Below are 20,795 nucleotides of genomic sequence, written 5' to 3'. Positions count from 1 at the left end.
GAGAACGGCCTCCCTTAGTGGAGGCCGTTTTTGTTTGGGTCGCCTGATATACCGCTATCGGGAGCAAGCCCCCTCCCACAGTTGACCGCATTCTCATGTTGGAACTCGGTCAACTGTGGGAGGGGGCTTGCTCCCGATGGCCGTGGCCCAGACACCACCAAACCCTAGGCAAAAAAATACCCCAGCCTTTCGACCAGGGTATTTTTCCTATCCAGCCATAGGCTTAGTGGTTAACCGCCCCACTCGCCCCCAGACCAGTCTGCGAACGCACAAACTGCGGGAAGTACAGCGCACGCTCTTTCTCTGCCGCCGCCGACTTGTCGGTGATGGAGAAGAACCAGATACCCACGAACGCGATGATCATCGAGAACAACGCCGGGTATTCATACGGGAAGATCGCCTTCTCGTGGTGCAGGATCGACACCCAGATGGTCGGGCCCAGGATCATCAGGCCCACGGCGCTGATCAAGCCCAGCCAGCCGCCGATCATGGCGCCACGGGTGGTGAGGTTTTTCCAGTACATGGAAAGCAGCAGCACAGGGAAGTTACAGCTGGCCGCAATCGAGAACGCCAGGCCGACCATGAACGCGATGTTCTGGCTTTCGAACAGGATACCCAGGCCGATAGCCAGCACTGCCAGGGCGATCGTGGTGATCTTCGACACGCGAATCTCATCTTTCTCGTTGGCCTTGCCCTTCTTGATCACGCTGGCATACAGGTCATGGGACACCGCCGAGGCACCGGCCAGGGTCAAGCCGGCAACCACCGCAAGGATGGTGGCGAAGGCCACGGCCGAGATGAAGCCCAGGAAGATACTGCCGCCCACCGCGTTGGCCAGGTGCACCGCCGCCATGTTGTTGCCGCCCAGCAAGGCGCCTGCGGCATCCTTGAACGCCGGGTTGGTGCTGACCAGCAGGATCGCGCCAAAGCCGATGATGAACGTGAGGATATAGAAGTAGCCGATAAAGCCGGTGGCATACAGCACGCTTTTGCGCGCTTCTTTCGCATCACTCACGGTGAAGAAGCGCATCAGGATGTGCGGCAGGCCCGCAGTACCGAACATCAGCGCAAGCCCCAGGGAGAACGCCGAGATCGGATCTTTCACCAGGCCGCCCGGGCTCATGATCGCTTCACCTTTGGGGTGAACCTTGATCGCCTCGGAAAACAGCATGTTGAAGTCGAAGTTGACGTGCTTCATCACCATCAGCGCCATGAACGAGGCACCGGACAGCAGCAGCACCGCCTTGATGATCTGCACCCAGGTGGTCGCCAGCATGCCGCCGAACAGCACGTACATGCACATCAGGATACCGACCAGGATCACCGCAACGTGGTAATCGAGGCCGAACAGCAGCTGGATCAGCTTGCCCGCGCCGACCATCTGCGCGATCAGGTAGAACGCTACCACCACCAGCGAACCACAGGCCGACAGGCTGCGGATCTGGGTTTGCCCGAGACGATAGGACGCCACGTCAGCAAAGGTGTACTTGCCCAGGTTGCGCAGGCGCTCGGCGATCAGGAACAGAATGATCGGCCAGCCCACCAGGAAGCCGATCGAATAGATCAGGCCGTCGTAGCCGGAGGTGAACACCAGCGCGGAAATCCCCAGGAAGGACGCCGCCGACATGTAGTCGCCGGCAATCGCCAGGCCGTTCTGGAAACCGGTGATCTTGCCGCCGGCCGCATAGTAGTCGGCCGCCGATTTGTTGCGCTTGGACGCCCAGTAGGTGATGCACAGGGTAGCGCCGACGAACGCGACAAACATCACGATGGCCGAGACATTCAGGGGTTGCTTTTGCACTTCGCCGGTCAATGCGTCGGCCGCCCAGAGGGCCGGAGCAAACAGCGAAGCGCCGAGTACCGCCAATAGACGCCGGATCATTGCGCAGCCTCCTTGAGAATCGCATTGTTCAGGTCGTCAAATTCGCCGTTGGCCCGGCGCACGTAGATGCCGGTCAGGATGAAGGCGGACACAATCAGTCCGACGCCCAGGGGAATGCCCCAGGTAATCGACGAGCCGGGGCTGATCTTGGCCCCCAGCACGTGTGGCCCGTAGGCGATCAACAGGATGAAACCGGAGTAAAGCCCTAGCATGATCGCCGAGAGAATCCAGGCGAACTTTTCTCTTTTTCTGACCAGCTCCTTGAAACGCGGGCTGTTTTGAATCGAGAGGTAAATGCTGTCGTTCATTGTTTTTATCCTCGCAGCACAGCTTTTTTATTATTGGAACGTATCCACTGTATGCGGCTGTGGAAAGGGTTCCAGACGACCTTAGTAGTAGATCGAGTGTAGCGAGGGATTGCTGGAGCACAGAAAAATTTGAGGCGGTGCAAAACTAATGTGGGAGGGGGCTTGCTCCCGATGGCGGTGTGTCAGCTGAAAACTGGCTGGCTGACACACCGCTATCGGGAGCAAGCCCCCTCCCACAAGGGATTGCATCAAGATGCAGGGTTATTTAGCGGTCCACTCAGCGACACGCTCAGGATGCTTGGCCACCCAATCCTTGGCCGCTGCATCTGGCTTGGCGCCCTCCTGGATAGCGAGCATGACTTCACCGATTTCATCCTTGGAGGCCCACTGGAACTTCTTCAGGAAGGCCGCGACTTCCGGCGCTTTCTTCTCCAGGCCCTTGCTGCCAATGCTGTTGACGGTTTCAGCAGCACCATAAATTCCTTTTGGGTCATCCAGGAAACGCAGTTTCCACTTGGCAAACATCCAGTGCGGCACCCAACCGGTGACGGCGATGGATTCCTGCTTGTCTTCGGCGCGGGTCAGTTCGGCGATCATTGCGGCGCCCGAGCTGGCTTGCAGTTTGTAGTCGAGGCCGTATTGCTTGATGGCTTCGTCGGTCTTGAGCATCACGCCTGAACCGGCGTCGATGCCGACGATCTTGTTTTTAAACGTGGTGTCGGTCTTGAGGTCTTCGATGGACTTGGCCTTGACGTACTCCGGCACGATCAAGCCAATTTTTGCATCCTTGAAGTTGGGGCCGTAGTCGACCACTTTATCCTTGTTCTTGGTCCAGTATTCACCGTGAGTCACCGGCAGCCAGGCGGACAGCATGGCGTCGAGCTTGCCGGTGGCAACGCCCTGCCACATGATCCCGGTGGCGACCGCTTGCAGTTTCACGTCATAGCCGAGCTTCTGCTTGATCACTTCTGCCGCCACATGGGTGGTGGCAACGCTGTCGGACCAGCCGTCCACGTAACCGATGCTCAGGGTTTTGCTGTCGGCGCTGGCCAGTGTGGAGCCCATCGCAACTACCAGAGTGGCAGCTGCGCCCAAGAGTCGTCGCATCTTCATATGTGCTTCCCCGAAAGTGCTGCGCCCGACGAATGCCGAGCGACGTCAACCTGTTGTTATACGGTGCACCGCGCCCCCTTCACGCGCATCGATCCGGTTGCTGAGGCATCAGTGGAGTACTGACAGTTTTATCATCAACCTGCGTAGGCCTTTGCCCTGCTCTGTCAGCGACCTTGGTTGAGCAAGAAACGACATCACATCGCCAGTAGACCACTTTGCAGGACTTGCCCACCTGTTCCCGCCCGAACTTTGCATGTCAAAAGTATGCGGCCCCACTGGAACGCGACAATTACGGGTAAGATGCGCGCCTTTGCTCCCCCAGATAAGCCGACCATGCCCGCGACTGCCCGCCTCCCTGCCCTGCCCTATGTTTTCGCCTTGTTCATTGGCTTGCTTGCCCTCGTCGGCTACTGGTATGGCCTCGGCCGGCCGGTGGTGCTGCCGGATGTGGCGAGCGCCAGCCACAAGCTGCAATGTGCGTCCTATACGCCGTTCGACAAGGACCAGTCGCCGTTCGACCAGCCATTCCAGCTGCGCCCCGAGCGCATGGACGCCGATCTGGCCCTGCTGGCCACACGCTTTGAATGCATCCGCACCTATTCCATGACCGGCCTGGAAGCCTTGCCGGGCATGGCGCGCAAGCATGGCTTGAAGGTGATGGCCGGCGCCTGGGTCAGCAGTGACCCGGTGGCCACTCAAAAGGAAATCGACGAGTTGATCACGGCAGCCAATGCCAACCCGGACGTAGTGACCTCGGTGATCGTCGGCAACGAAGCGCTGTTGCGCAAGGAAGTCACCGCCAAACAACTGGTGACGCTGATCCAAACGGTCAAGCGCCAGATCAAGCAACCGGTCACCTACGCCGATGTGTGGGAGTTCTGGCTGCAACACCCGGAAATTGCCCCGGCGGTGGATTTCCTGACCATTCACCTGCTGCCGTACTGGGAAGATGAGCCGTCCGGCATCGACCAGGCGCTCAAGCACGTAGGCGATGTACGCCAGACCTTCGGCCACAAGTTTGCGCCCAAGGACATCCTGATCGGCGAAACCGGTTGGCCCAGTGAAGGCCGCCAGCGCGAAACCGCCTTGCCGAGCCGGGTCAACGAAGCCAAGTTCATGCGTGGTTTTGTCGCCATGGCCGAAGCCAATGGCTGGCGTTACAACCTGATCGAAGCCTTTGACCAGCCCTGGAAGCGCGCCAGTGAAGGCGCAGTGGGCGGTTATTGGGGCCTGTTCGATGCTGATCGCCAGGACAAGGGCACCCTCGCCGGGCCAGTCAGCAACGTACCGTACTGGCCGCTGTGGTTGGGCGTTGGCGGGATGATTCTGCTGGGTACATTGGTGTTGGGCGGGCGCGTGCGCACAACCCGCGCGGCCCTCGCACTGCCGCTGCTGGGTGCGATTGCCGCATGCTCCCTCGGCACCTGGGCCGAATTGACCCGCGTCACCGCGCGCTTTAATGATGAATGGGTGTGGGCCGGCTTGCTGGTGGTGTTGAACCTGCTGGTACTGGCCCACGCCGCCCTGGCACTCAGCGCCAGAGACGGCTGGCGTGAACGCGCATTCAACTGGCTGCAGCAACGTGCGGGCTGGCTGGTGGCGATTGCCGGCTTTGCCGGTGCGGTGATGATGCTGGCGCTGGTGTTCGACCCGCGTTATCGCAGCTTCCCCAGCGCGGCACTGGTGCTGCCGGCCCTGGTGTACCTGGTGCGCCCGGTGAGCGGGCCGCGTCGGGAGATTGCGTTGCTGGCCTTCATCATCGGTGCCGGCATTGCGCCGCAGCTGTTCCGGGAAGGTTTATTGAATCAGCAGGCGTGGGGGTGGGCGGTGGTGAGTGTGATGATGGTTGCAGCTTTGTGGCGTTGCTTGCGAGTGCGCAAGTCCTAACACCGCCATCGGGGGCAAGCCCCCTCCCACATTTGACCGTATTCACAAATGGAAATGTGTGAACCCAATCAACTGTGGGAGGGGCGGTGCGACGGTTCGACTTGCCCCCGATTGCCCTGTCAGGCGACGCGAGGCTTCCTGACCAACCGCAACCCCGCAATCACCACCGCAAACACTGCAAACGTGGTGTTGTACAACGCCAGCGCCGGCAGCCCAAACACCAGCCCCAGCACCGCCAGGCTCCATCCCGCCCGGCCCGGCACGAAAAACGCCAGCACCGAGGTCACCAGCGCGGCCCAGCCCAGTAGCTTGAAATGAATCATCAAGCCCAGGTTCGAGCGCACCTGGCATTCCCAACGGCTGGCCTCATCCGCACAGATGCCGACCCACTGCCCGTCTTCCATGAAGCCGTAACGCGCGGCGTAACTGGCCGCCAACCATAACGGCAGGGCGATAAGCAGCAGGATCAACGGCAAACGACGGGACATGGGGCACTCCGATAGGCAAAAACGGCGCTCAGCTTAATCCCACGGCGGCCGTTAGCAAGGTGTCTGCGCAGATATCTGTTCATCAATGCGTGGCAAAGTGTATCTTCTGCCAGCTATTACTCCGATTCCGACGTTTTTTTCCGACTTTTCGTGCCGAGGGCTGGCACTTCGGTGGCAACGCGGTGGTCATAGCCTGCGAATTTCATTCAGCACCTTTCCTCCTAGGGATTAAGTCATGCTCCGTTCCTTGCGCTGTGCTGCCTTGCTGGGCAGCCTTTTTTTGAGTGCGTCAGCACTGGCCGTCGATATCGACCAGGCCAGCTATGGCTACCCTTTGACGAACCCGTTCGAAGCGACCATTGCCACCACGCCGCCCGATCTTCGGCCAACCCTGCCGACTGACGACCAGATCAATCAATCCGACTACACCTTGAACATGCGCCCCGAGCGCGAGTTCAGCCTGCCGGACAACTTCTGGGCGGTAAAGAAACTCACCTACCGCATTGCCAAGCAGGACCGCGCCGCGCCGCTGATCTTCCTGATCGCCGGCACCGGTGCGCGGTTTGACAGCAGCATCAATGAATACCTGAAGAAACTGTATTACCAGGCCGGCTACCACGTTGTGCAGCTGTCGTCGCCAACCAGCTTCGACTTCATCAGCGCCGCGTCGCGCTTCGCCACCCCGGGCATCACCCAGGAAGACGCCGAAGACATGTACCGCGTGATGCAAGCCGTGCGCGCGCAGAACGCCTCGCTGCCAGTCACCGACTTTTACCTGACCGGCTATAGCCTGGGCGCCCTGGACGCGGCGTTTGTCAGCAAGCTCGACGAAACCCGTCGCAGCTTCAACTTCAAGAAAGTCCTGCTGCTCAACCCACCGGTCAACCTCTACACCTCGATCACCAACCTCGACAAGCTGGTACAGACCGAGGTCAAGGGCATCAACAACACCACCACCTTCTATGAGCTGGTGCTGAGCAAGCTGACCCGCTACTTCCAGCAAAAGGGCTACATCGACCTCAACGACGCCCTGCTCTACGACTTCCAGCAATCCAAGCAGCACCTGACCAACGAACAGATGGCCATGCTGATCGGCACCTCGTTCCGTTTCTCCGCTGCCGACATCGCCTTTACCTCGGACTTGATCAACCGTCGCGGCCTGATCATCCCGCCGAAATACCCGATCACCGAAGGCACCAGCCTCACGCCGTTCCTCAAGCGTGCCCTGCAGTGCGACTTCGACTGCTACCTCACCGAACAGGTGATCCCGATGTGGCGCGCCCGCTCCGACGGCGGCAGCCTGCTGCAACTGGTTGACCAGGTCAGCCTGTACGCGCTCAAGGACTACCTGCACGCCAGCCCGAAGATCGCCGTGATGCACAACGCCGACGACGTGATTCTGGGCCCGGGCGACCTGGGTTTCCTGCGTAAAACCTTCGGCGATCGCTTGACCGTCTACCCGCTGGGCGGCCACTGCGGCAACCTCAATTACCGCGTCAACGCCGACGCCATGCTGGAGTTCTTCCGTGGCTAAATATCTTCTGCTGCTTGCCGCACTGATGTGCGCGGGCGTGGCCAATGCCGACAACAGCAAGGCCCATGAACCGGTCAAGGTCGATGCCGACGGTTTCAAGGAGCCGTTGACCAAACTCAAGTTCAACGCCGGCCTGGACCAGCGTGAATTCGAGCGCTCGTCGCTGACCGCGCTCAACGTCTACGATCCACTGGAGTCGTGGAACCGCCGCGTGTACCACTTCAACTATCGCTTCGACCAATGGGTGTTCCTGCCGGTGGTGGACGGTTACCGCTACGTCACGCCGAGCTTCCTGCGCACCGGCGTGAGCAATTTCTTCAACAACCTGGGCGACGTGCCCAACCTGTTGAACAGCCTGTTGCAACTCAAGGGCCATCGCTCCCTGGAGACCACCGGACGCCTGCTGGTCAACACCACTATCGGCATCGCCGGCCTGTGGGACCCGGCCACCGCCATGGGCCTGCCGCGCCAGAGCGAAGATTTCGGTCAGACCCTGGGCTTCTACGGTGTGCCGGGCGGCGCCTACGTGGTTCTGCCGATCTTCGGCCCGTCGAACCTGCGCGATACCGCAGGCTTGCTGGTGGACTACACCGCCGAGTCGCAGATCAACTTCCTCAACGTGTCCGAGGTCAGCTCCAACCACCCGGAAATCTGGGCCCTGCGCGCCGTAGACAAGCGCTACCAGACCAGCTTCCGCTACGGCCAGATGAACTCGCCGTTCGAGTATGAGAAGGTGCGCTATATCTACACGGAATCGCGCAAGTTGCAGATTGCCGAGTAAACAGCGCCCCTTACAAGATCGTTCCCACGCTCCGCGTGGGAATGCCACCCAGGACGCTCCGCGTCCCGCTTTCAGCGCAAAATCCAGCACCTGCGCAAGAGTGACGCGGAGCGTCACGGGATGCATTCCCACGCGGAGCGAGGGAACGATCATCTCTTGACCACAAAAAAGGCCATTCGACTGAATGGCCTTTTTTATTGCACTGGCTTTACTCAATTACTTAGCTGACATTTTTATTAGGAGGTACACCGTAATCGTTATTCCCCTTATCGCCCTGAGTGAGCAACTGGATGGACACCATTATAAAACCAACGACCGGTATCAAAAACCAAAGTGCATACGCCCCCGTGACGTTCACATCATGAAGCCTCCGGAATGTCACTGACACCGCAGGGGGATCATAAACAGCACATAAAAGCCAAATGGGACGATAAACCAAGGACTCGAAGAAACATCTGCCAGGTACGCTATCAAAATAGAGCCCCAAATCACCATGATGTCCATCACAACAAACGCCCAGTACTCTCTTCTACAGGCTCGCCCACTGAACTTGATATAGTTTTTCATCGCTTGAAAACACCAGTTCATCCTTAACCCCTGTCGATCCATTTTTTTATCGCGCCTCTACACATGAAGAAGCGCAACGCATCCTATAAATGCCTGAAAAATCGAACTGTAGGATTAAGCTTAAACAGCGTTTCAAGCTGTACTCGATGCGAACTAATCAGCGTTTCGCTGCTCGCCATGCTTTGCCAAGTATTGATACAACCGCCAGCACGACGGCCCCTGCAATAATCCCCGCCACCGCATTCAGCAATGTCGGCATCAACCACGCCAGCGCCCCGGTGTTCTGGCTCACGGTTTCGATCCAATGATGCACCACCGGCACGCCATGAGTCAGGATCCCGCCGCCGACCATGAACATCGCCGCCGTGCCGATCACCGACAGGCTTTTCATCATGTACGGTGCCGCACTCAAGATGGCGCCGCCAATACTGCGCGCCACTTGGCCCGGCTTCTGTGTCAGCCACAGCCCAAGGTCGTCGAGCTTTACGATACCCGCGACCAACCCGTAGACGCCTGCGGTCATGACAATGGCGATGCCCGACAGCACGATCACCTGCTGGGTAAGCTGGGCGTCAGCGACGATGCCCAGGGTGATCGCGATGATTTCGGCTGACAGGATGAAGTCAGTGCGGATCGCGCCTTTGATCTTGTCCTTTTCGAAGGCCACCAGGTCTGTCGCCGGGTCGGCCACCGCTTCGCTTAATTGCGCGTGATCGGCCTGGTCTTCTGCCTTGCTGTGCAGGAACTTGTGCGCGAGTTTTTCAAAACCTTCAAAGCACAGGTAAGCGCCGCCCAGCATCAATAACGGGGTCACAGCCCAGGGGGCGAAGGCGCTGATCAACAACGCCGTGGGCACCAGGATCAACTTGTTGACGAAAGAGCCCTTGGCCACCGCCCACACCACGGGAATTTCGCGCTCGGCGCGCACGCCGGAAACTTGCTGGGCGTTGAGCGCCAGGTCATCACCGAGCACACCCGAGGTTTTCTTCGCCGCCATTTTTGTCATCAGTGCAACGTCATCGAGTACAGCGGCGATATCGTCGAGCAAAACCAACAAGCTGCTTCCTGCCATGAATCGGGTATCCGTAAAGTGAGAGATGGCGCGAGCATAGCGCGGCGCAACGCTTTGCGGGCACATTGTTGAGGCCCGCGGATGGCCGGTGCTACCATGCGCAACCGCCTGTCCCGGCAAGGAAGTTCCTGGTTTATGAGCACCATTCGCGAGCGCAACAAAGAAAAGATCCTGCGGGCGGCAAGCGAGGAGTTTGCCGACAAGGGCTTCGCCGCGACCAAAACCAGCGACATTGCCGCCAAGGCGGGGCTGCCCAAGCCCAACGTCTATTACTACTTCAAATCCAAGGACAACCTCTACCGCGAGGTGCTCGAGAGTATTATCGAGCCGATCCTGGCCGCTTCCACGCCATTCAACCCCGAGGGCGAGCCCAAGGAAGTGTTGAGCAACTATATCCGCTCGAAAATCCGTATCTCCCGCGACCTGCCGTTTGCCTCCAAGGTGTTCGCCAGCGAAATCATGCACGGCGCCCCGCATCTCAGCGCCGAGCAGGTGGAACAGCTCAACGCCCAGGCCAAGCACAATATCGACTGCATCCAGAACTGGGTGGACCGTGGTTTGATCGCGAAGATCGAGCCTAATCACCTGATGTTCAGCATCTGGGCCGCGACCCAGACCTATGCCGATTTCGACTGGCAGATTTCGGCGGTGACCGGCAAGGCCAAGCTGGATGAAGCGGATTATGAGGCGGCGGCGCAGACGATTATTCGGTTGGTGCTCAAGGGGTGTGAGCCGGACTGAAAGACCGCAGTGCCTGGGCTAATCGGGGGCAAGTCGAACCGTCGCACCGCCCCTCCCACACTTGATTGGGTTCACACATTTCTATCTGTGAATACAGTCAAATGTGGGAGGGGGCTTGCCCCCGATGAGGTTCTGACAGTCACTCAATACTCAAGCTGACACCCCCGCATCCGCCATCAACCCCACCCCCTCGATCGCCGTGATCGCGCACTGCTCATCAATATCCGACGTATCCCCGCTGATCCCGATCGCCCCCAGCACCACGCCGTCCTGATTCCGAATCAATACCCCACCCGGCGCCGGTACTACGCTGCCCTGGCCCAGGCTGTTCAGCGCCGCGATGAATGCCGGACGCTGCTGCGCATCCAGCGCCAGCAGCCGTGAGCCTTTGCCCAGGGCAATCGCGCCCCAGGCTTTGCCGATGGCGATCTGCGGGCGCAGCAGGCTCGCCCCGTCTTCGCGTTGCAGGGTGACCAAGTGGCCGCCGCTGTCGAGCACCGCGATGGTCAGTGGCGCGGCGGCAATGGTGCGGCCTGCGGCGAGGGCCTGGCCGGCCAGTTGGGTGGCAAGTTTCAAGGTTAAAGCGCTCATGGTGCCGTCCTTCTTTTTATTGGGAATGGATGCCTGATCGAACAAATAGAACACAATGCCATTTATTTTTGTATACAATATTTACAAACAAACCGTCCATACGTCGAAAAAAGCCGTTCCGACGAACGCAAAGGCCAGTTTATAAAATGCATTGACCTGCGCAGCTCGCCGTGAATACACTTTGTCCAGACACCACTTGTATACAATTACAAAACGCAAGAGGCACCAAAACCATGAGCAAAATGAGAGCAATCGAAGCCGCCGTCCTGGTGATGCGCCGTGAAGGGGTAGACACCGCCTTCGGTATCCCAGGCGCCGCGATCAACCCGTTGTATTCGGCCTTGCAGAAGGTGGGTGGCATCGATCACGTCCTTGCTCGCCATGTTGAAGGCGCCTCACACATGGCCGAGGGCTACACCCGCACCAAGGCCGGTAATATCGGCGTGTGCATCGGCACCTCGGGCCCGGCGGGCACCGATATGGTCACCGGCCTGTACAGCGCCTCGGCCGACTCGATCCCGATCCTGTGCATCACCGGGCAAGCGCCCCGCGCCCGCATGCACAAGGAAGACTTCCAGGCCGTGGACATCACCAGCATCGTCAAACCGGTGACCAAGTGGGCGACCACCGTGCTCGAACCCGGCCAGGTGCCCTACGCGTTTCAGAAAGCCTTCTATGAAATGCGCTCCGGCCGTCCTGGCCCGGTGTTGATCGACCTGCCGTTCGACGTGCAGATGGCCGAAATCGAATTCGACATCGACGCCTACCAGCCGCTGCCCCTGGCCAAGCCATTGGCGACACGCATCCAGGTGGAAAAGGCCCTGGCCCTGCTCGACCAGGCCGAACGCCCACTGCTGGTGAGCGGTGGCGGTGTGATCAACGCTGACGCCAGCGAGTTGCTGGTGGAATTCGCTGAACTCACCGGCATCCCGGTGATCCCGACCCTGATGGGCTGGGGCACTATCCCTGACGATCACCCGCAAATGGTGGGCATGGTCGGCCTGCAAACCTCCCACCGCTATGGCAACGCGACGATGCTCAAATCGGACGTGGTGCTGGGCATCGGCAACCGCTGGGCCAACCGCCACACCGGTTCGGTGGAGGTGTATACCGAAGGCCGCAAATTCATCCACGTCGACATCGAGCCCACCCAGATTGGCCGCGTATTTACGCCAGACCTGGGCATCGTCTCCGACGCCGGCGCCGCGCTGACGATGTTCATTGAAGTCGCCCGCGAGTGGAAAGCCGCCGGCAAGCTCAAGGACCGCAGCGCCTGGCTCCATGATTGCCAGCAGCGCAAGGCCACCCTGCACCGCAAGACCCACTTCGACAACGTGCCGGTCAAGCCGCAACGGGTGTACGAAGAGATGAACCAGGTGTTCGGCAAAGACACCTGCTACGTGAGCACCATCGGCCTGTCGCAGATTGCCGGCGCGCAATTCCTGCATGTGTACAAGCCACGCCACTGGATCAACTGCGGCCAGGCCGGGCCCCTGGGCTGGACGATTCCGGCGGCGCTCGGGGTGGTCAAGGCCGACCCGAGCCGCAAAGTGGTGGCCCTGTCGGGCGACTACGACTTCCAGTTCATGATCGAAGAGCTGGCCGTGGGCGCGCAATTCAAGCTGCCGTATATCCACGTGGTGGTGAACAATTCCTACCTGGGCCTGATCCGCCAGGCACAACGCGGCTTTGAAATGGACTACTGCGTGCAGCTGTCTTTCGACAACCTCAACGCACCCGAACTCAACGGCTATGGCGTGGACCACGTCGCGGTTGCCGAAGGCCTGGGTTGCAAAGCGTTGCGTGTATTCGAGCCGAGCCAGATCCAGCCGGCGCTGCGCCGCGCCCAGGAAATGATCGAAGAATTCAAAGTGCCGGTGATCGTTGAGATTATTCTGGAGCGCGTGACCAATATTTCCATGGGCACCGAGATCAACGCCGTCAACGAATTCGAAGACCTGGCCCTGGTCGGCAATGACGCACCGACCGCCATTTCCCTGCTCGATTAAGGAGAACCCTATGCCGCGCTTTGCCGCCAACCTGTCCATGCTGTTTACCGAGCAGGATTTCCTTGCCCGCTTCAAAGCGGCCGCCGATGCCGGCTTCGAAGGGGTGGAGTACCTGTTCCCGTACGAATTCAGCTCAGCCGAGATCAAGGCGCAGCTCGACGCCAACGGCCTGACCCAGGTGCTGTTCAACCTGCCGGCCGGCGACTGGGCCAAAGGCGAACGCGGCCTGGCCTGCCACCCCGACCGGGTCGAAGAATTCCGCGCCGGGGTCAAGCTGGCTATCGCCTACGCCCAGGTGCTGGGCAATACCCAGGTCAACTGCCTGGCGGGCATTCGGCCGCACGGCGTGGATGACGAAACCGTGGAGAAAACCTTCGTCGCCAACCTCAAGTACGCCGCCGACAAATTGCAGGCAGCGGGCATCAAGCTGGTGATGGAGATGATCAACACCCGCGACATTCCGGGTTTCTACCTCAACACCACCGCGCAGGCCCTGTCGATCCGCGAGCAGGTGGGCAGTGACAACCTGTTCCTGCAATACGACATCTATCACATGCAAATCATGGAGGGCGACCTGGCCCGCACCCTGGCCACGCACCTGGGTGTGATCAACCACATCCAGCTGGCCGACAACCCAGGGCGCAACGAGCCGGGCACCGGTGAGATCAACTACCGCTTCCTGTTCGAGCACCTGGACCGCATCGGTTACACAGGATGGGTCGGCTGTGAGTACAAGCCCCTGACCACCACCGAAGCGGGGCTTGGCTGGCTCAAAAGCCACAACGCCATCTAGCAGACACAACACCAAACAATGTGGGAGGGGCTTGCTCCCGATAGCAATGTTTCATTCGAAAGGTGTGTCGACTGATGCACCGCTATCGGGAGCAAGCCCCCTCCCACATTTGGACCCGCTGTGTTTGGCAGACCTCACCCAGTCTGCCTATCGAATAAAAAAGAGGACTTCATCATGGCTAAAATCGGATTTATCGGCACCGGCATCATGGGCCAACCCATGGCCGCGAACCTGCAGAGAGCAGGTCACCAACTGTTTCTCTCCGAACATCATGGCAAGGCCCCGGCTGAACTGATCAGCGCCGGCGCGGTGGCCTTGGCCAACCCCCAGCAAGTCGCCCAGGAAGCCGAGTTCATCATCGTCATGGTGCCCGACACTCCACAGGTCGAGGACGTGCTGTTGCGCGCCGACGGCGTGGCCGCCGGCCTGTCGCCGAACAAGGTGGTGATCGACATGAGCTCGATCTCCCCCACCGCCACCAAGGCGTTCGCTGCGAAGATCAATGCGACCGGCGCGCAGTACCTGGATGCCCCGGTGTCCGGTGGTGAAGTCGGCGCCAAGGCCGGCACCCTGAGCATCATGGTCGGTGGCGAACCGCAGACCTTCGAGCGCGCGTTGCCGCTGTTCCAGGCGATGGGCAAGAACATCACCCTGGTGGGCGGTAACGGGGATGGCCAGACCGCCAAGGTCGCCAACCAGATCATCGTGGCCCTGAATATCCAGGCGGTGGCCGAAGCGCTGCTGTTCGCCTCGAAAAACGGCGCCGACCCGGCCAAGGTGCGTGAAGCGCTGATGGGCGGCTTTGCCTCGTCGAAGATCCTGGAAGTGCATGGCGAACGCATGATCAAGGGCACCTTTGACCCAGGCTTTCGTATCAACCTGCACCAGAAGGACTTGAACCTGGCCCTGGCCGGGGCGAAAGAGTTGGGGATCAACTTGCCGAACACCGCCGGCACCCAGCAAGTGTTCAGCACCTGCGCGGCGCTTGGTGGCGGTAACTGGGACCACTCGGCGCTGATCAAGGGGTTGGAGCATATGGCGAATTTCTCGATTCGCGATAAATAACCCACACCACTCTCCCCTGTTGAAATGCATTCAAAGGTGGGAGGGGGCTTGCTCCCGATTGCGGTGTGTCAGGTTATGGATGAGGTGACTGAAACACTGCTATCGGGGGCAAGCCCCCTCCCACATTTGGCCCTCATTTCATCGTTGGATTGTTGCACCTCTAATAACAAGAATTTCCCCCGGAGCCCGCTTATGTCGGTCGATCCGCAACACCTGCTTCGCGAGCTGTTTGCCACAGCCATCGACGCCGCCCACCCCCGGCAAGTCCTTGAACCTTACCTGCCCGCCGACCGCAGCGGCCGGGTGATCGTGATCGGCGCCGGCAAGGCCGCAGCCGCCATGGCGCTGGTTGTGGAGGACTGCTGGCAGGGCGAGGTTCGCGGCCTGGTCGTCACTCGCTACGGCCATGGTGCGCCGTGCCAGAAAATCGAAGTGGTCGAGGCCGCCCATCCCGTGCCCGACGCTGCCGGCCTCGCCGTGGCCAAGCGCGTGCTGGAACTGATCAGCCATCTGACCGAAGACGACCGCGTGATTTTCCTGCTCTCCGGCGGCGGTTCCGCGTTGCTCGCCCTGCCCGCCGAAGGCATCACCCTGGCCGACAAGCAAAGCATCAACAAAGCCCTGCTCAAGTCCGGCGCCACCATTGGCGAGATGAATTGCGTGCGCAAGCACCTCTCGGCGATCAAGGGCGGGCGGTTGGCCAAGGCCGCGTGGCCGGCCACGGTCTATACGTACGCGATTTCCGATGTGCCGGGCGACCAGGCTACGGTGATCGCCTCCGGCCCCACGGTCGGCGACCCGAGCACTTCGCAACAGGCCCTGGCGATTCTCAAGCGCTACGGCATCGACGCGCCCGCCTCGGTGCGCAACTGGTTGCAGAACCCTGCGTCGGAGACCGTCAAGCCTGGCGACCCGCTACTCGCCCGCAGCCACTTCCAGTTGATCGCCCGGCCGCAGCAATCCCTGGAAGCGGTGGCGGTAAAAGTACGCCAGGCCGGGTTCAGCCCGCTGATCCTCGGCGACCTCGAAGGTGAAGCGCGCGACGTGGCCAAGGTGCACGCCGGCATTGCCCGGCAAATCGTGCAGCACGGCCAGCCGTTGGCGGCACCCTGCGTGATTCTCTCCGGCGGCGAAACCACCGTCACCGTGCGCGGCGATGGCCGTGGCGGGCGCAACGCGGAGTTTCTGCTCAGCCTCACCGACAGCCTCAAGGGCCTGCCCGGCGTCTACGCCCTGGCCGGCGATACCGATGGCATCGACGGCTCGGAAGACAACGCCGGCGCGATCATGACCCCGTGCAGCTACCGCCGCGCCGAAGCCCTGGGCCTGAGCGCCAGCGACGAGCTGGATAACAACAACGGCTACGGTTATTTCGCCGCGCTCGACGGGCTGATCGTCACCGAGCCGACCCGCACCAACGTCAACGACTTCCGCGCCATCCTGATCCTCGAGACTGCCAAACATGACGCCTGACAAGAAGGTCAAAATCCTCGCCACCCTGGGCCCGGCCACCGATGGGATCGATGACATCCGCGAGCTGGTGGAAGCCGGGGTGAATATCTTTCGTCTCAACTTCAGCCATGGCGACCACGCCGATCACGCGCAGCGCTACCAGTGGATTCGCCAGGTGGAGCGCCAGTTGAACTATCCGCTGGGCATCCTCATGGACCTGCAAGGGCCCAAGCTGCGCGTCGGGCGCTTTGCCGAGGGCAAGGTGCAACTGGTGCGTGGCCAGGCGCTGCGCCTGGACCTGGATGAAACACCGGGCGATCAGCGTCGGGTCAACCTGCCCCACCCGGAAATCATCGCGGCACTGGAGCCGGGCATGGAGCTGTTGCTGGACGACGGCAAGCTGCGCCTGCGCGTGCTCACCAAGCATGCCGACGCCATCGACACCACGGTGCTCAATGGCGGCGAGCTGTCCGATCGCAAAGGTGTGAACGTGCCGCAGGCGCTGTTGGAACTCAGCCCGCTCACCGCCAAGGACCGTCGCGACTTGGCGTTCGGCCTGGAGTTGGGTGTGGACTGGGTGGCGCTGTCGTTCGTGCAGCGCCCGGAAGATATCCGCGAAGCCCGCGAGCTGATCGGCGACAGGGCGTTCCTGATGGCCAAGATCGAGAAGCCCTCGGCGGTGCAACGGCTGCGGGAAATCGCCGAACTGAGCGATGCGATCATGGTGGCCCGCGGCGACCTGGGCGTGGAGGTGCCGGCCGAAAGCGTGCCGCAGATCCAGAAGGACATCATTAAAACCTGCCGCCAACTGGGTAAACCGGTGGTGGTGGCGACACAGATGCTCGAGTCCATGCGCTTTTCCCCGGCACCGACCCGCGCCGAAGTCACCGACGTGGCCAATGCGGTGGCAGAAGGCGCGGACGCGGTGATGCTGTCGGCGGAAACCGCGTCGGGCGAGTACCCGCTGGAAGCCGTGCAGATGATGAGCAAGATTATCCGCCAAGTTGAAAACGGCCCGGACTACCAGGCCCAGCTGGATGTCAGCCGGCCCAGGGCGGACGCCACGGTGTCGGACGCCATCAGCTGTGCGATCCGGCGTATCAGCAGCATCCTGCCGGTGGCGGTGCTGGTGAACTACAGCGAGTCGGGCGCCTCCAGCCTGCGCGCGGCCAGGGAGCGGCCGGTGGCGCCGATCCTCAACCTCACGCCGAACCTGTCCACGGCGCGGCGTTTGAGCGTGGCATGGGGGGTGCACTCGGTGGTCAACGATCGGCTGCGCCAGGTGGATGAGGTGTGTTCCACCGCATTGGAGATCGCCCAGGCCCAAGGGATGGCGCAACGCGGGGATACGCTGGTGATTACCGCCGGGGTGCCGTTTGGGCAGTTGGGGTCGACCAACTCGCTGCGTATCGAAACCCTACTGTAGGAGCGAGCTTGCTCGCGAAGAACGTCAACGATGACGCAGGCATCCTGAATGCACGCGGTGCCCTTGGGTTTTTCGCGAGCAAGCTCGCTCCTACAGGGAGCTGCCATGCACAACCCCACCTGCCCCGACTGGGCCGAAGCCCTGCTCAACGGCTTCAGCCAGATTTTTCTCCAGCGCCATCCGCTGTGCGGCCTGCTGTGCCTGCTGGCGATCCTGATCGGCGCCCCGGCGTTGCTCGGCGGTGCCTTGCTGGGCGGCGTCGCGGGTTTGCTCACGGCCCAGCGCCGGGGTTACCCCAAGGCCGAACGCCAGGCCGGGCTGTATAGCTACAACGGCGTATTGCTGGGCTTGTTGATCAGCCAGCACTTCGCCTGGTCGGCCCTGGTGCCGCCACTGATCCTGGCGTGCGGCGGTGTGAGCGCGATGCTGGTGCGGCAGTGGTTGAAATACGCCGCCCAACCCCAGGATCTGCCCGCCTACACCGCACCTTTTGTCGGCCTGGGCTGGGTGTTGCTGGGCACCATGGCGCCCGCTACCTTGGCCCTGATCGAGCCCGATACCCTGACGGTACTCGCTGCGCCGCTCACCGGCCTGGCGCAAGTGATGCTATTGGACCAGCCCCTGGCCGGGGCCTTGATCGCCGTCGGCGTGCTACTGGCTGACCGCCGCGCCGCCGTGTGGTCACTGCTCGGCGCCATCGCCGGCGTACTGGTCGCCTTGCTGCTGGGCGAAACCAGCGGTGCCGTGCTCGGCCTGCACAGCTACAACCCGGCGCTCGCCGCCCTGGCGCTGAGCCAGGCGCGGCGCCAACCCTGGTTGCCGCTGCTCGGCATCGGGCTGGCCATTCTGCTCACCCCAGGTTTTGCCGCGCTGCACCTGCCGGCGCTGACCGCGCCGTTCATTCTCAGCTGCTGGCTGGTGCGCGCCAGCCAGCGAATGCTGCGCAACCCGCGCATGGACAGGCCGTTCGAATCCCCCTAGGCTTTGCCGATATTCACTTCAGGCGGGATTTATGGACAGCAACAACGACTGGCGCCAGCGGCTCTACGTCATGGTTTTTCAAAGCGACACCGTCGCCGGGCGGCGCTTTGACGGCATCCTGTTGTTGATCATCCTCGCCAGCCTGGTGATCGTGATGCTCGACAGCATCGACCAGATCCACCAGAACTACGCCGACGTGCTGGCGTATATCGAGTGGGGCTTCACCCTCATCTTCCTGATCGAGTACGGCCTGCGGCTTTACTGCTCGCCCAAGCCATTGCGCTATGCGTTCAGCTTTTATGGGCTGGTGGATCTGCTCGCCATCGTCCCCGGCATCCTCGCGTTGTACTACAGCGACGCGCAGTACCTGCTGATTATCCGCATCATCCGCATGCTGCGGATCTTCCGCGTACTCAAGCTCAGCCCCTACCTCAAGCAGGCCAACTACCTGATGGCGGCGCTGCGCGGCAGCAAGCAGAAGATCGTGGTGTTCCTGGTGAGCGTGTGCACCCTGGTGACGGTGTTCGGCACCTTGATGTATGTGATCGAGGGCCCGGAACACGGGTTTACCAGCATTCCCAAGGGCATCTATTGGGCGATCGTGACGCTCACCACCGTGGGCTTTGGCGACATCGTGCCCAAGACACCGCTGGGCCAGGTGATTTCCTCGCTGGTGATGATCACCGGTTATTCGATCATTGCCGTGCCCACTGGGATATTCACCGCAGAGCTGGCGAGCGCCATGCGCGGTGAGCAGCTGCAAACCGACTGCCCGGTGTGCAAGAAGAACAGCCACGAGCCGAATGCGGCGTTTTGCTCACGCTGTGGCAGCAATCTCTTTAAGAAAGTGGAATAAGCAAAGTTCTTTTTAATCTTTAAGCGACTATACGCCCCCGGCTATAGTCGCTGGCATTGTGCCTCCCCTCTTCTCTCGAACAACAAGGAATGAGCAGTGAAAAACATCCTCAGCGCCTCTCTCCTGGCCGCCGGCCTGGCCCTGGCCGGCGCCGTCCAGGCGGCACCGGTTACCCTGCTCAACGTCTCCTACGACGTGATGCGCGATTTCTACAAGGACTACAACGCCGCCTTCCAGAAGCACTGGGACGCCGAGCACCCGAATGACAAGCTGACCCTGCAGATGTCCTTCGGCGGCTCCAGCAAACAAGCGCGCTCGGTGATCGACGGCCTGCCGGCGGACGTGATCACCATGAACATGGCCACCGACATCAACGCCCTGGCTGACAACGGCAAACTGGTGCCGGACAACTGGGTCACCCGCCTGCCGAACAACAGCGCGCCGTTCACCTCGGCCACGGTGTTCATCGTGCGCAAGGGCAACCCCAAAGCCCTGAAAGATTGGCCCGACCTGCTCAAGGATGGCGTACAGGTGATCGTGCCCAACCCGAAAACCTCGGGTAACGGCCGCTACACTTACCTGTCGGCCTGGGGCTATGTGCTGAAGAACGGCGGCGATGAAGAAAAAGCCAAGACTTTTGTCGGCAAACTGTTCAAGCAAGCTCCAGTGCTCGACACCGGTGGCCGTGCCGCCACCACCACCTTCATGACCAATCAGATCGGCGACGTGCTGGTCACCTTTGAAAACGAAGCGGAAATGATCGCCCGCGAATTCGGCCGCGATCAGTTCGAAGTGATCTACCCAAGCGTCTCCGCCGAAGCTGAGCCGCCGGTGTCGGTGGTGGACAAAGTGGTCGAGAAGAAAGGCACCCGCCAGGCCGCTGAAGACTACCTGAAGTACCTGTGGTCGCCCGAAGGCCAGGAAATCGCCGCCAACAACTACCTGCGTCCGCGTGACCCGACAGTGCTGGCCAAGTACACCGACCGTTTCCCGAAAGTCGACTTCCTGTCGGTAGAGAAAACCTTTGGTGACTGGCGCACGGTGCAGAAAACCCACTTCAATGATGGCGGCGTGTTCGACCAGATTTACTCCGGCCAGTAAGCGTTCCTCAATACTGTGGGAGGGGGCTTGCTCCCGATAGCGGTGGGTCAGCCAGCACAGGCATTGACTGATCCACCGCCATCGGGAGCAAGCCCCCTCCCACATTGGTTTTGTGTAGTGTCATTATTTCGCGGCATGACCGTTATCA

The 20,795-nt window shown here is 60.9% G+C and carries 19 protein-coding genes; 12 read left to right on the top strand and 7 right to left on the bottom strand.

Features of this window, described 5'->3' with window-relative positions:
• Window positions 1-223: 223 nt before the first annotated feature.
• The 3 genes from C4J88_RS08525 to C4J88_RS08515 form a co-directional block, all read right to left on the bottom strand.
• Window positions 224-1,882, bottom strand: coding sequence for a cation acetate symporter (locus C4J88_RS08525; RefSeq protein ID WP_124366428.1), 1,659 nt, complete (start codon window positions 1,880-1,882; stop codon window positions 224-226).
• Window positions 1,879-2,190: a DUF485 domain-containing protein gene (locus C4J88_RS08520; RefSeq protein WP_124361973.1), complete on the bottom strand. Its 312-nt coding sequence runs from the start codon at window positions 2,188-2,190 to the stop codon at window positions 1,879-1,881. The genes C4J88_RS08525 and C4J88_RS08520 overlap by 4 nt, the downstream gene beginning before the upstream one ends.
• Window positions 2,191-2,451: 261 nt before the next feature.
• On the bottom strand, window positions 2,452-3,303 hold the full coding sequence (locus C4J88_RS08515) for a glycine betaine ABC transporter substrate-binding protein (protein ID WP_003233255.1): 852 nt from the start codon (window positions 3,301-3,303) through the stop codon (window positions 2,452-2,454).
• Window positions 3,304-3,636: 333 nt separating this feature from the next.
• On the opposite strand from C4J88_RS08515, the gene C4J88_RS08510 reads away from it, so the two are divergent.
• Window positions 3,637-5,190, top strand: a complete 1,554-nt coding sequence (locus C4J88_RS08510; protein ID WP_124406720.1) for a glycosyl hydrolase family 17 protein — start codon at window positions 3,637-3,639, stop codon at window positions 5,188-5,190.
• Between the two features lie 119 nt (window positions 5,191-5,309).
• Here C4J88_RS08510 and C4J88_RS08505 read toward each other — a convergent pair whose 3' ends face one another.
• Window positions 5,310-5,678 (bottom strand): hypothetical protein, encoded by a 369-nt coding sequence (locus tag C4J88_RS08505; protein WP_124406719.1) that lies wholly within the window; start codon window positions 5,676-5,678, stop codon window positions 5,310-5,312.
• Window positions 5,679-5,913: 235 nt separating this feature from the next.
• On the opposite strand from C4J88_RS08505, the gene C4J88_RS08500 reads away from it, so the two are divergent.
• A complete protein-coding gene (locus C4J88_RS08500; RefSeq protein WP_124370167.1) occupies window positions 5,914-7,212 on the top strand; it encodes a serine/threonine protein kinase in 1,299 nt (432 codons plus the stop codon).
• Window positions 7,205-7,993, top strand: a complete 789-nt coding sequence (locus C4J88_RS08495) for a VacJ family lipoprotein (RefSeq protein WP_124366425.1) — start codon at window positions 7,205-7,207, stop codon at window positions 7,991-7,993. The genes C4J88_RS08500 and C4J88_RS08495 overlap by 8 nt, the downstream gene beginning before the upstream one ends.
• Window positions 7,994-8,213: 220 nt before the next feature.
• Here the strand turns inward: C4J88_RS08495 and C4J88_RS27645 are convergent, their stop codons facing one another.
• Window positions 8,214-8,351, bottom strand: coding sequence for a hypothetical protein (locus tag C4J88_RS27645; protein ID WP_256659101.1), 138 nt, complete (start codon window positions 8,349-8,351; stop codon window positions 8,214-8,216).
• A 366-nt stretch (window positions 8,352-8,717) separates the two neighbouring features.
• Window positions 8,718-9,632, bottom strand: coding sequence for a DUF808 domain-containing protein (locus C4J88_RS08485; RefSeq protein ID WP_124406718.1), 915 nt, complete (start codon window positions 9,630-9,632; stop codon window positions 8,718-8,720).
• Between the two features lie 135 nt (window positions 9,633-9,767).
• Between C4J88_RS08485 and C4J88_RS08480 the strand changes: the two genes are divergently transcribed.
• Window positions 9,768-10,373, top strand: a complete 606-nt coding sequence (locus C4J88_RS08480; RefSeq protein WP_124366423.1) for a TetR/AcrR family transcriptional regulator — start codon at window positions 9,768-9,770, stop codon at window positions 10,371-10,373.
• 150 nt (window positions 10,374-10,523) lie between these two features.
• Here C4J88_RS08480 and C4J88_RS08475 read toward each other — a convergent pair whose 3' ends face one another.
• Window positions 10,524-10,964: a heme-binding protein gene (locus C4J88_RS08475; RefSeq protein WP_124366422.1), complete on the bottom strand. Its 441-nt coding sequence runs from the start codon at window positions 10,962-10,964 to the stop codon at window positions 10,524-10,526.
• 233 nt (window positions 10,965-11,197) lie between these two features.
• Here C4J88_RS08475 and gcl point away from each other — a divergent pair, with 233 nt between their 5' ends.
• From gcl to C4J88_RS08435, 8 genes are all read left to right on the top strand, one after another.
• On the top strand, window positions 11,198-12,973 hold the full coding sequence (gene gcl, locus C4J88_RS08470) for a glyoxylate carboligase (RefSeq protein WP_124406717.1): 1,776 nt from the start codon (window positions 11,198-11,200) through the stop codon (window positions 12,971-12,973).
• Between the two features lie 10 nt (window positions 12,974-12,983).
• Entirely contained in the window at window positions 12,984-13,766 is a 783-nt protein-coding gene (hyi, locus tag C4J88_RS08465) for a hydroxypyruvate isomerase (protein ID WP_124406716.1), read from the top strand.
• A 174-nt stretch (window positions 13,767-13,940) separates the two neighbouring features.
• Window positions 13,941-14,831, top strand: a complete 891-nt coding sequence (locus C4J88_RS08460; RefSeq protein WP_124406715.1) for a 2-hydroxy-3-oxopropionate reductase — start codon at window positions 13,941-13,943, stop codon at window positions 14,829-14,831.
• 192 nt (window positions 14,832-15,023) lie between these two features.
• On the top strand, window positions 15,024-16,304 hold the full coding sequence (locus C4J88_RS08455; protein WP_124406714.1) for a glycerate kinase: 1,281 nt from the start codon (window positions 15,024-15,026) through the stop codon (window positions 16,302-16,304).
• Window positions 16,294-17,709 carry a pyruvate kinase gene (gene pyk, locus C4J88_RS08450; RefSeq protein ID WP_124366419.1) on the top strand — a complete coding sequence of 472 codons (1,416 nt, stop codon included), beginning with the start codon at window positions 16,294-16,296 and terminating at the stop codon, window positions 17,707-17,709. The genes C4J88_RS08455 and pyk overlap by 11 nt, the downstream gene beginning before the upstream one ends.
• 105 nt (window positions 17,710-17,814) lie before the next feature.
• Window positions 17,815-18,690, top strand: coding sequence for an urea transporter (locus tag C4J88_RS08445; RefSeq protein WP_124406713.1), 876 nt, complete (start codon window positions 17,815-17,817; stop codon window positions 18,688-18,690).
• A 31-nt stretch (window positions 18,691-18,721) separates the two neighbouring features.
• A complete protein-coding gene (locus C4J88_RS08440; protein ID WP_124361959.1) occupies window positions 18,722-19,546 on the top strand; it encodes an ion transporter in 825 nt (274 codons plus the stop codon).
• A gap of 96 nt (window positions 19,547-19,642) precedes the next feature.
• The gene (locus C4J88_RS08435) at window positions 19,643-20,647 is read left to right on the top strand and encodes a sulfate ABC transporter substrate-binding protein (RefSeq protein ID WP_124406712.1); all 1,005 of its coding nucleotides are present in this window, start codon (window positions 19,643-19,645) and stop codon (window positions 20,645-20,647) included.
• The last annotated feature ends 148 nt before the right edge of the window (window positions 20,648-20,795 follow it).

The organism is Pseudomonas sp. R4-39-08 (assembly GCF_003852275.1).
Lineage (GTDB): Bacteria > Pseudomonadota > Gammaproteobacteria > Pseudomonadales > Pseudomonadaceae > Aquipseudomonas.
This window is presented reverse-complemented; position numbering and strand designations above follow the sequence as displayed.

Excerpts from the sequence above, each read along its gene's own strand:
- C4J88_RS08525 (WP_124366428.1), bottom strand. The coding sequence starts at position 1,882 with ATGATCCGGCGTCTATTGGCGGTACTCGGCGCTTCGCTGTTTGCTCCG.
- C4J88_RS08520 (WP_124361973.1), bottom strand. The coding sequence starts at position 2,190 with ATGAACGACAGCATTTACCTCTCGATTCAAAACAGCCCGCGTTTCAAG.
- C4J88_RS08515 (WP_003233255.1), bottom strand. The coding sequence starts at position 3,303 with ATGAAGATGCGACGACTCTTGGGCGCAGCTGCCACTCTGGTAGTTGCG.
- C4J88_RS08510 (WP_124406720.1), top strand. The coding sequence starts at position 3,637 with ATGCCCGCGACTGCCCGCCTCCCTGCCCTGCCCTATGTTTTCGCCTTG.
- C4J88_RS08505 (WP_124406719.1), bottom strand. The coding sequence starts at position 5,678 with ATGTCCCGTCGTTTGCCGTTGATCCTGCTGCTTATCGCCCTGCCGTTA.
- C4J88_RS08500 (WP_124370167.1), top strand. The coding sequence starts at position 5,914 with ATGCTCCGTTCCTTGCGCTGTGCTGCCTTGCTGGGCAGCCTTTTTTTG.
- C4J88_RS08485 (WP_124406718.1), bottom strand. The coding sequence starts at position 9,632 with ATGGCAGGAAGCAGCTTGTTGGTTTTGCTCGACGATATCGCCGCTGTA.
- C4J88_RS08480 (WP_124366423.1), top strand. The coding sequence starts at position 9,768 with ATGAGCACCATTCGCGAGCGCAACAAAGAAAAGATCCTGCGGGCGGCA.
- C4J88_RS08475 (WP_124366422.1), bottom strand. The coding sequence starts at position 10,964 with ATGAGCGCTTTAACCTTGAAACTTGCCACCCAACTGGCCGGCCAGGCC.
- gcl (WP_124406717.1), top strand. The coding sequence starts at position 11,198 with ATGAGCAAAATGAGAGCAATCGAAGCCGCCGTCCTGGTGATGCGCCGT.
- hyi (WP_124406716.1), top strand. The coding sequence starts at position 12,984 with ATGCCGCGCTTTGCCGCCAACCTGTCCATGCTGTTTACCGAGCAGGAT.
- C4J88_RS08460 (WP_124406715.1), top strand. The coding sequence starts at position 13,941 with ATGGCTAAAATCGGATTTATCGGCACCGGCATCATGGGCCAACCCATG.
- C4J88_RS08455 (WP_124406714.1), top strand. The coding sequence starts at position 15,024 with ATGTCGGTCGATCCGCAACACCTGCTTCGCGAGCTGTTTGCCACAGCC.
- pyk (WP_124366419.1), top strand. The coding sequence starts at position 16,294 with ATGACGCCTGACAAGAAGGTCAAAATCCTCGCCACCCTGGGCCCGGCC.
- C4J88_RS08445 (WP_124406713.1), top strand. The coding sequence starts at position 17,815 with ATGCACAACCCCACCTGCCCCGACTGGGCCGAAGCCCTGCTCAACGGC.
- C4J88_RS08440 (WP_124361959.1), top strand. The coding sequence starts at position 18,722 with ATGGACAGCAACAACGACTGGCGCCAGCGGCTCTACGTCATGGTTTTT.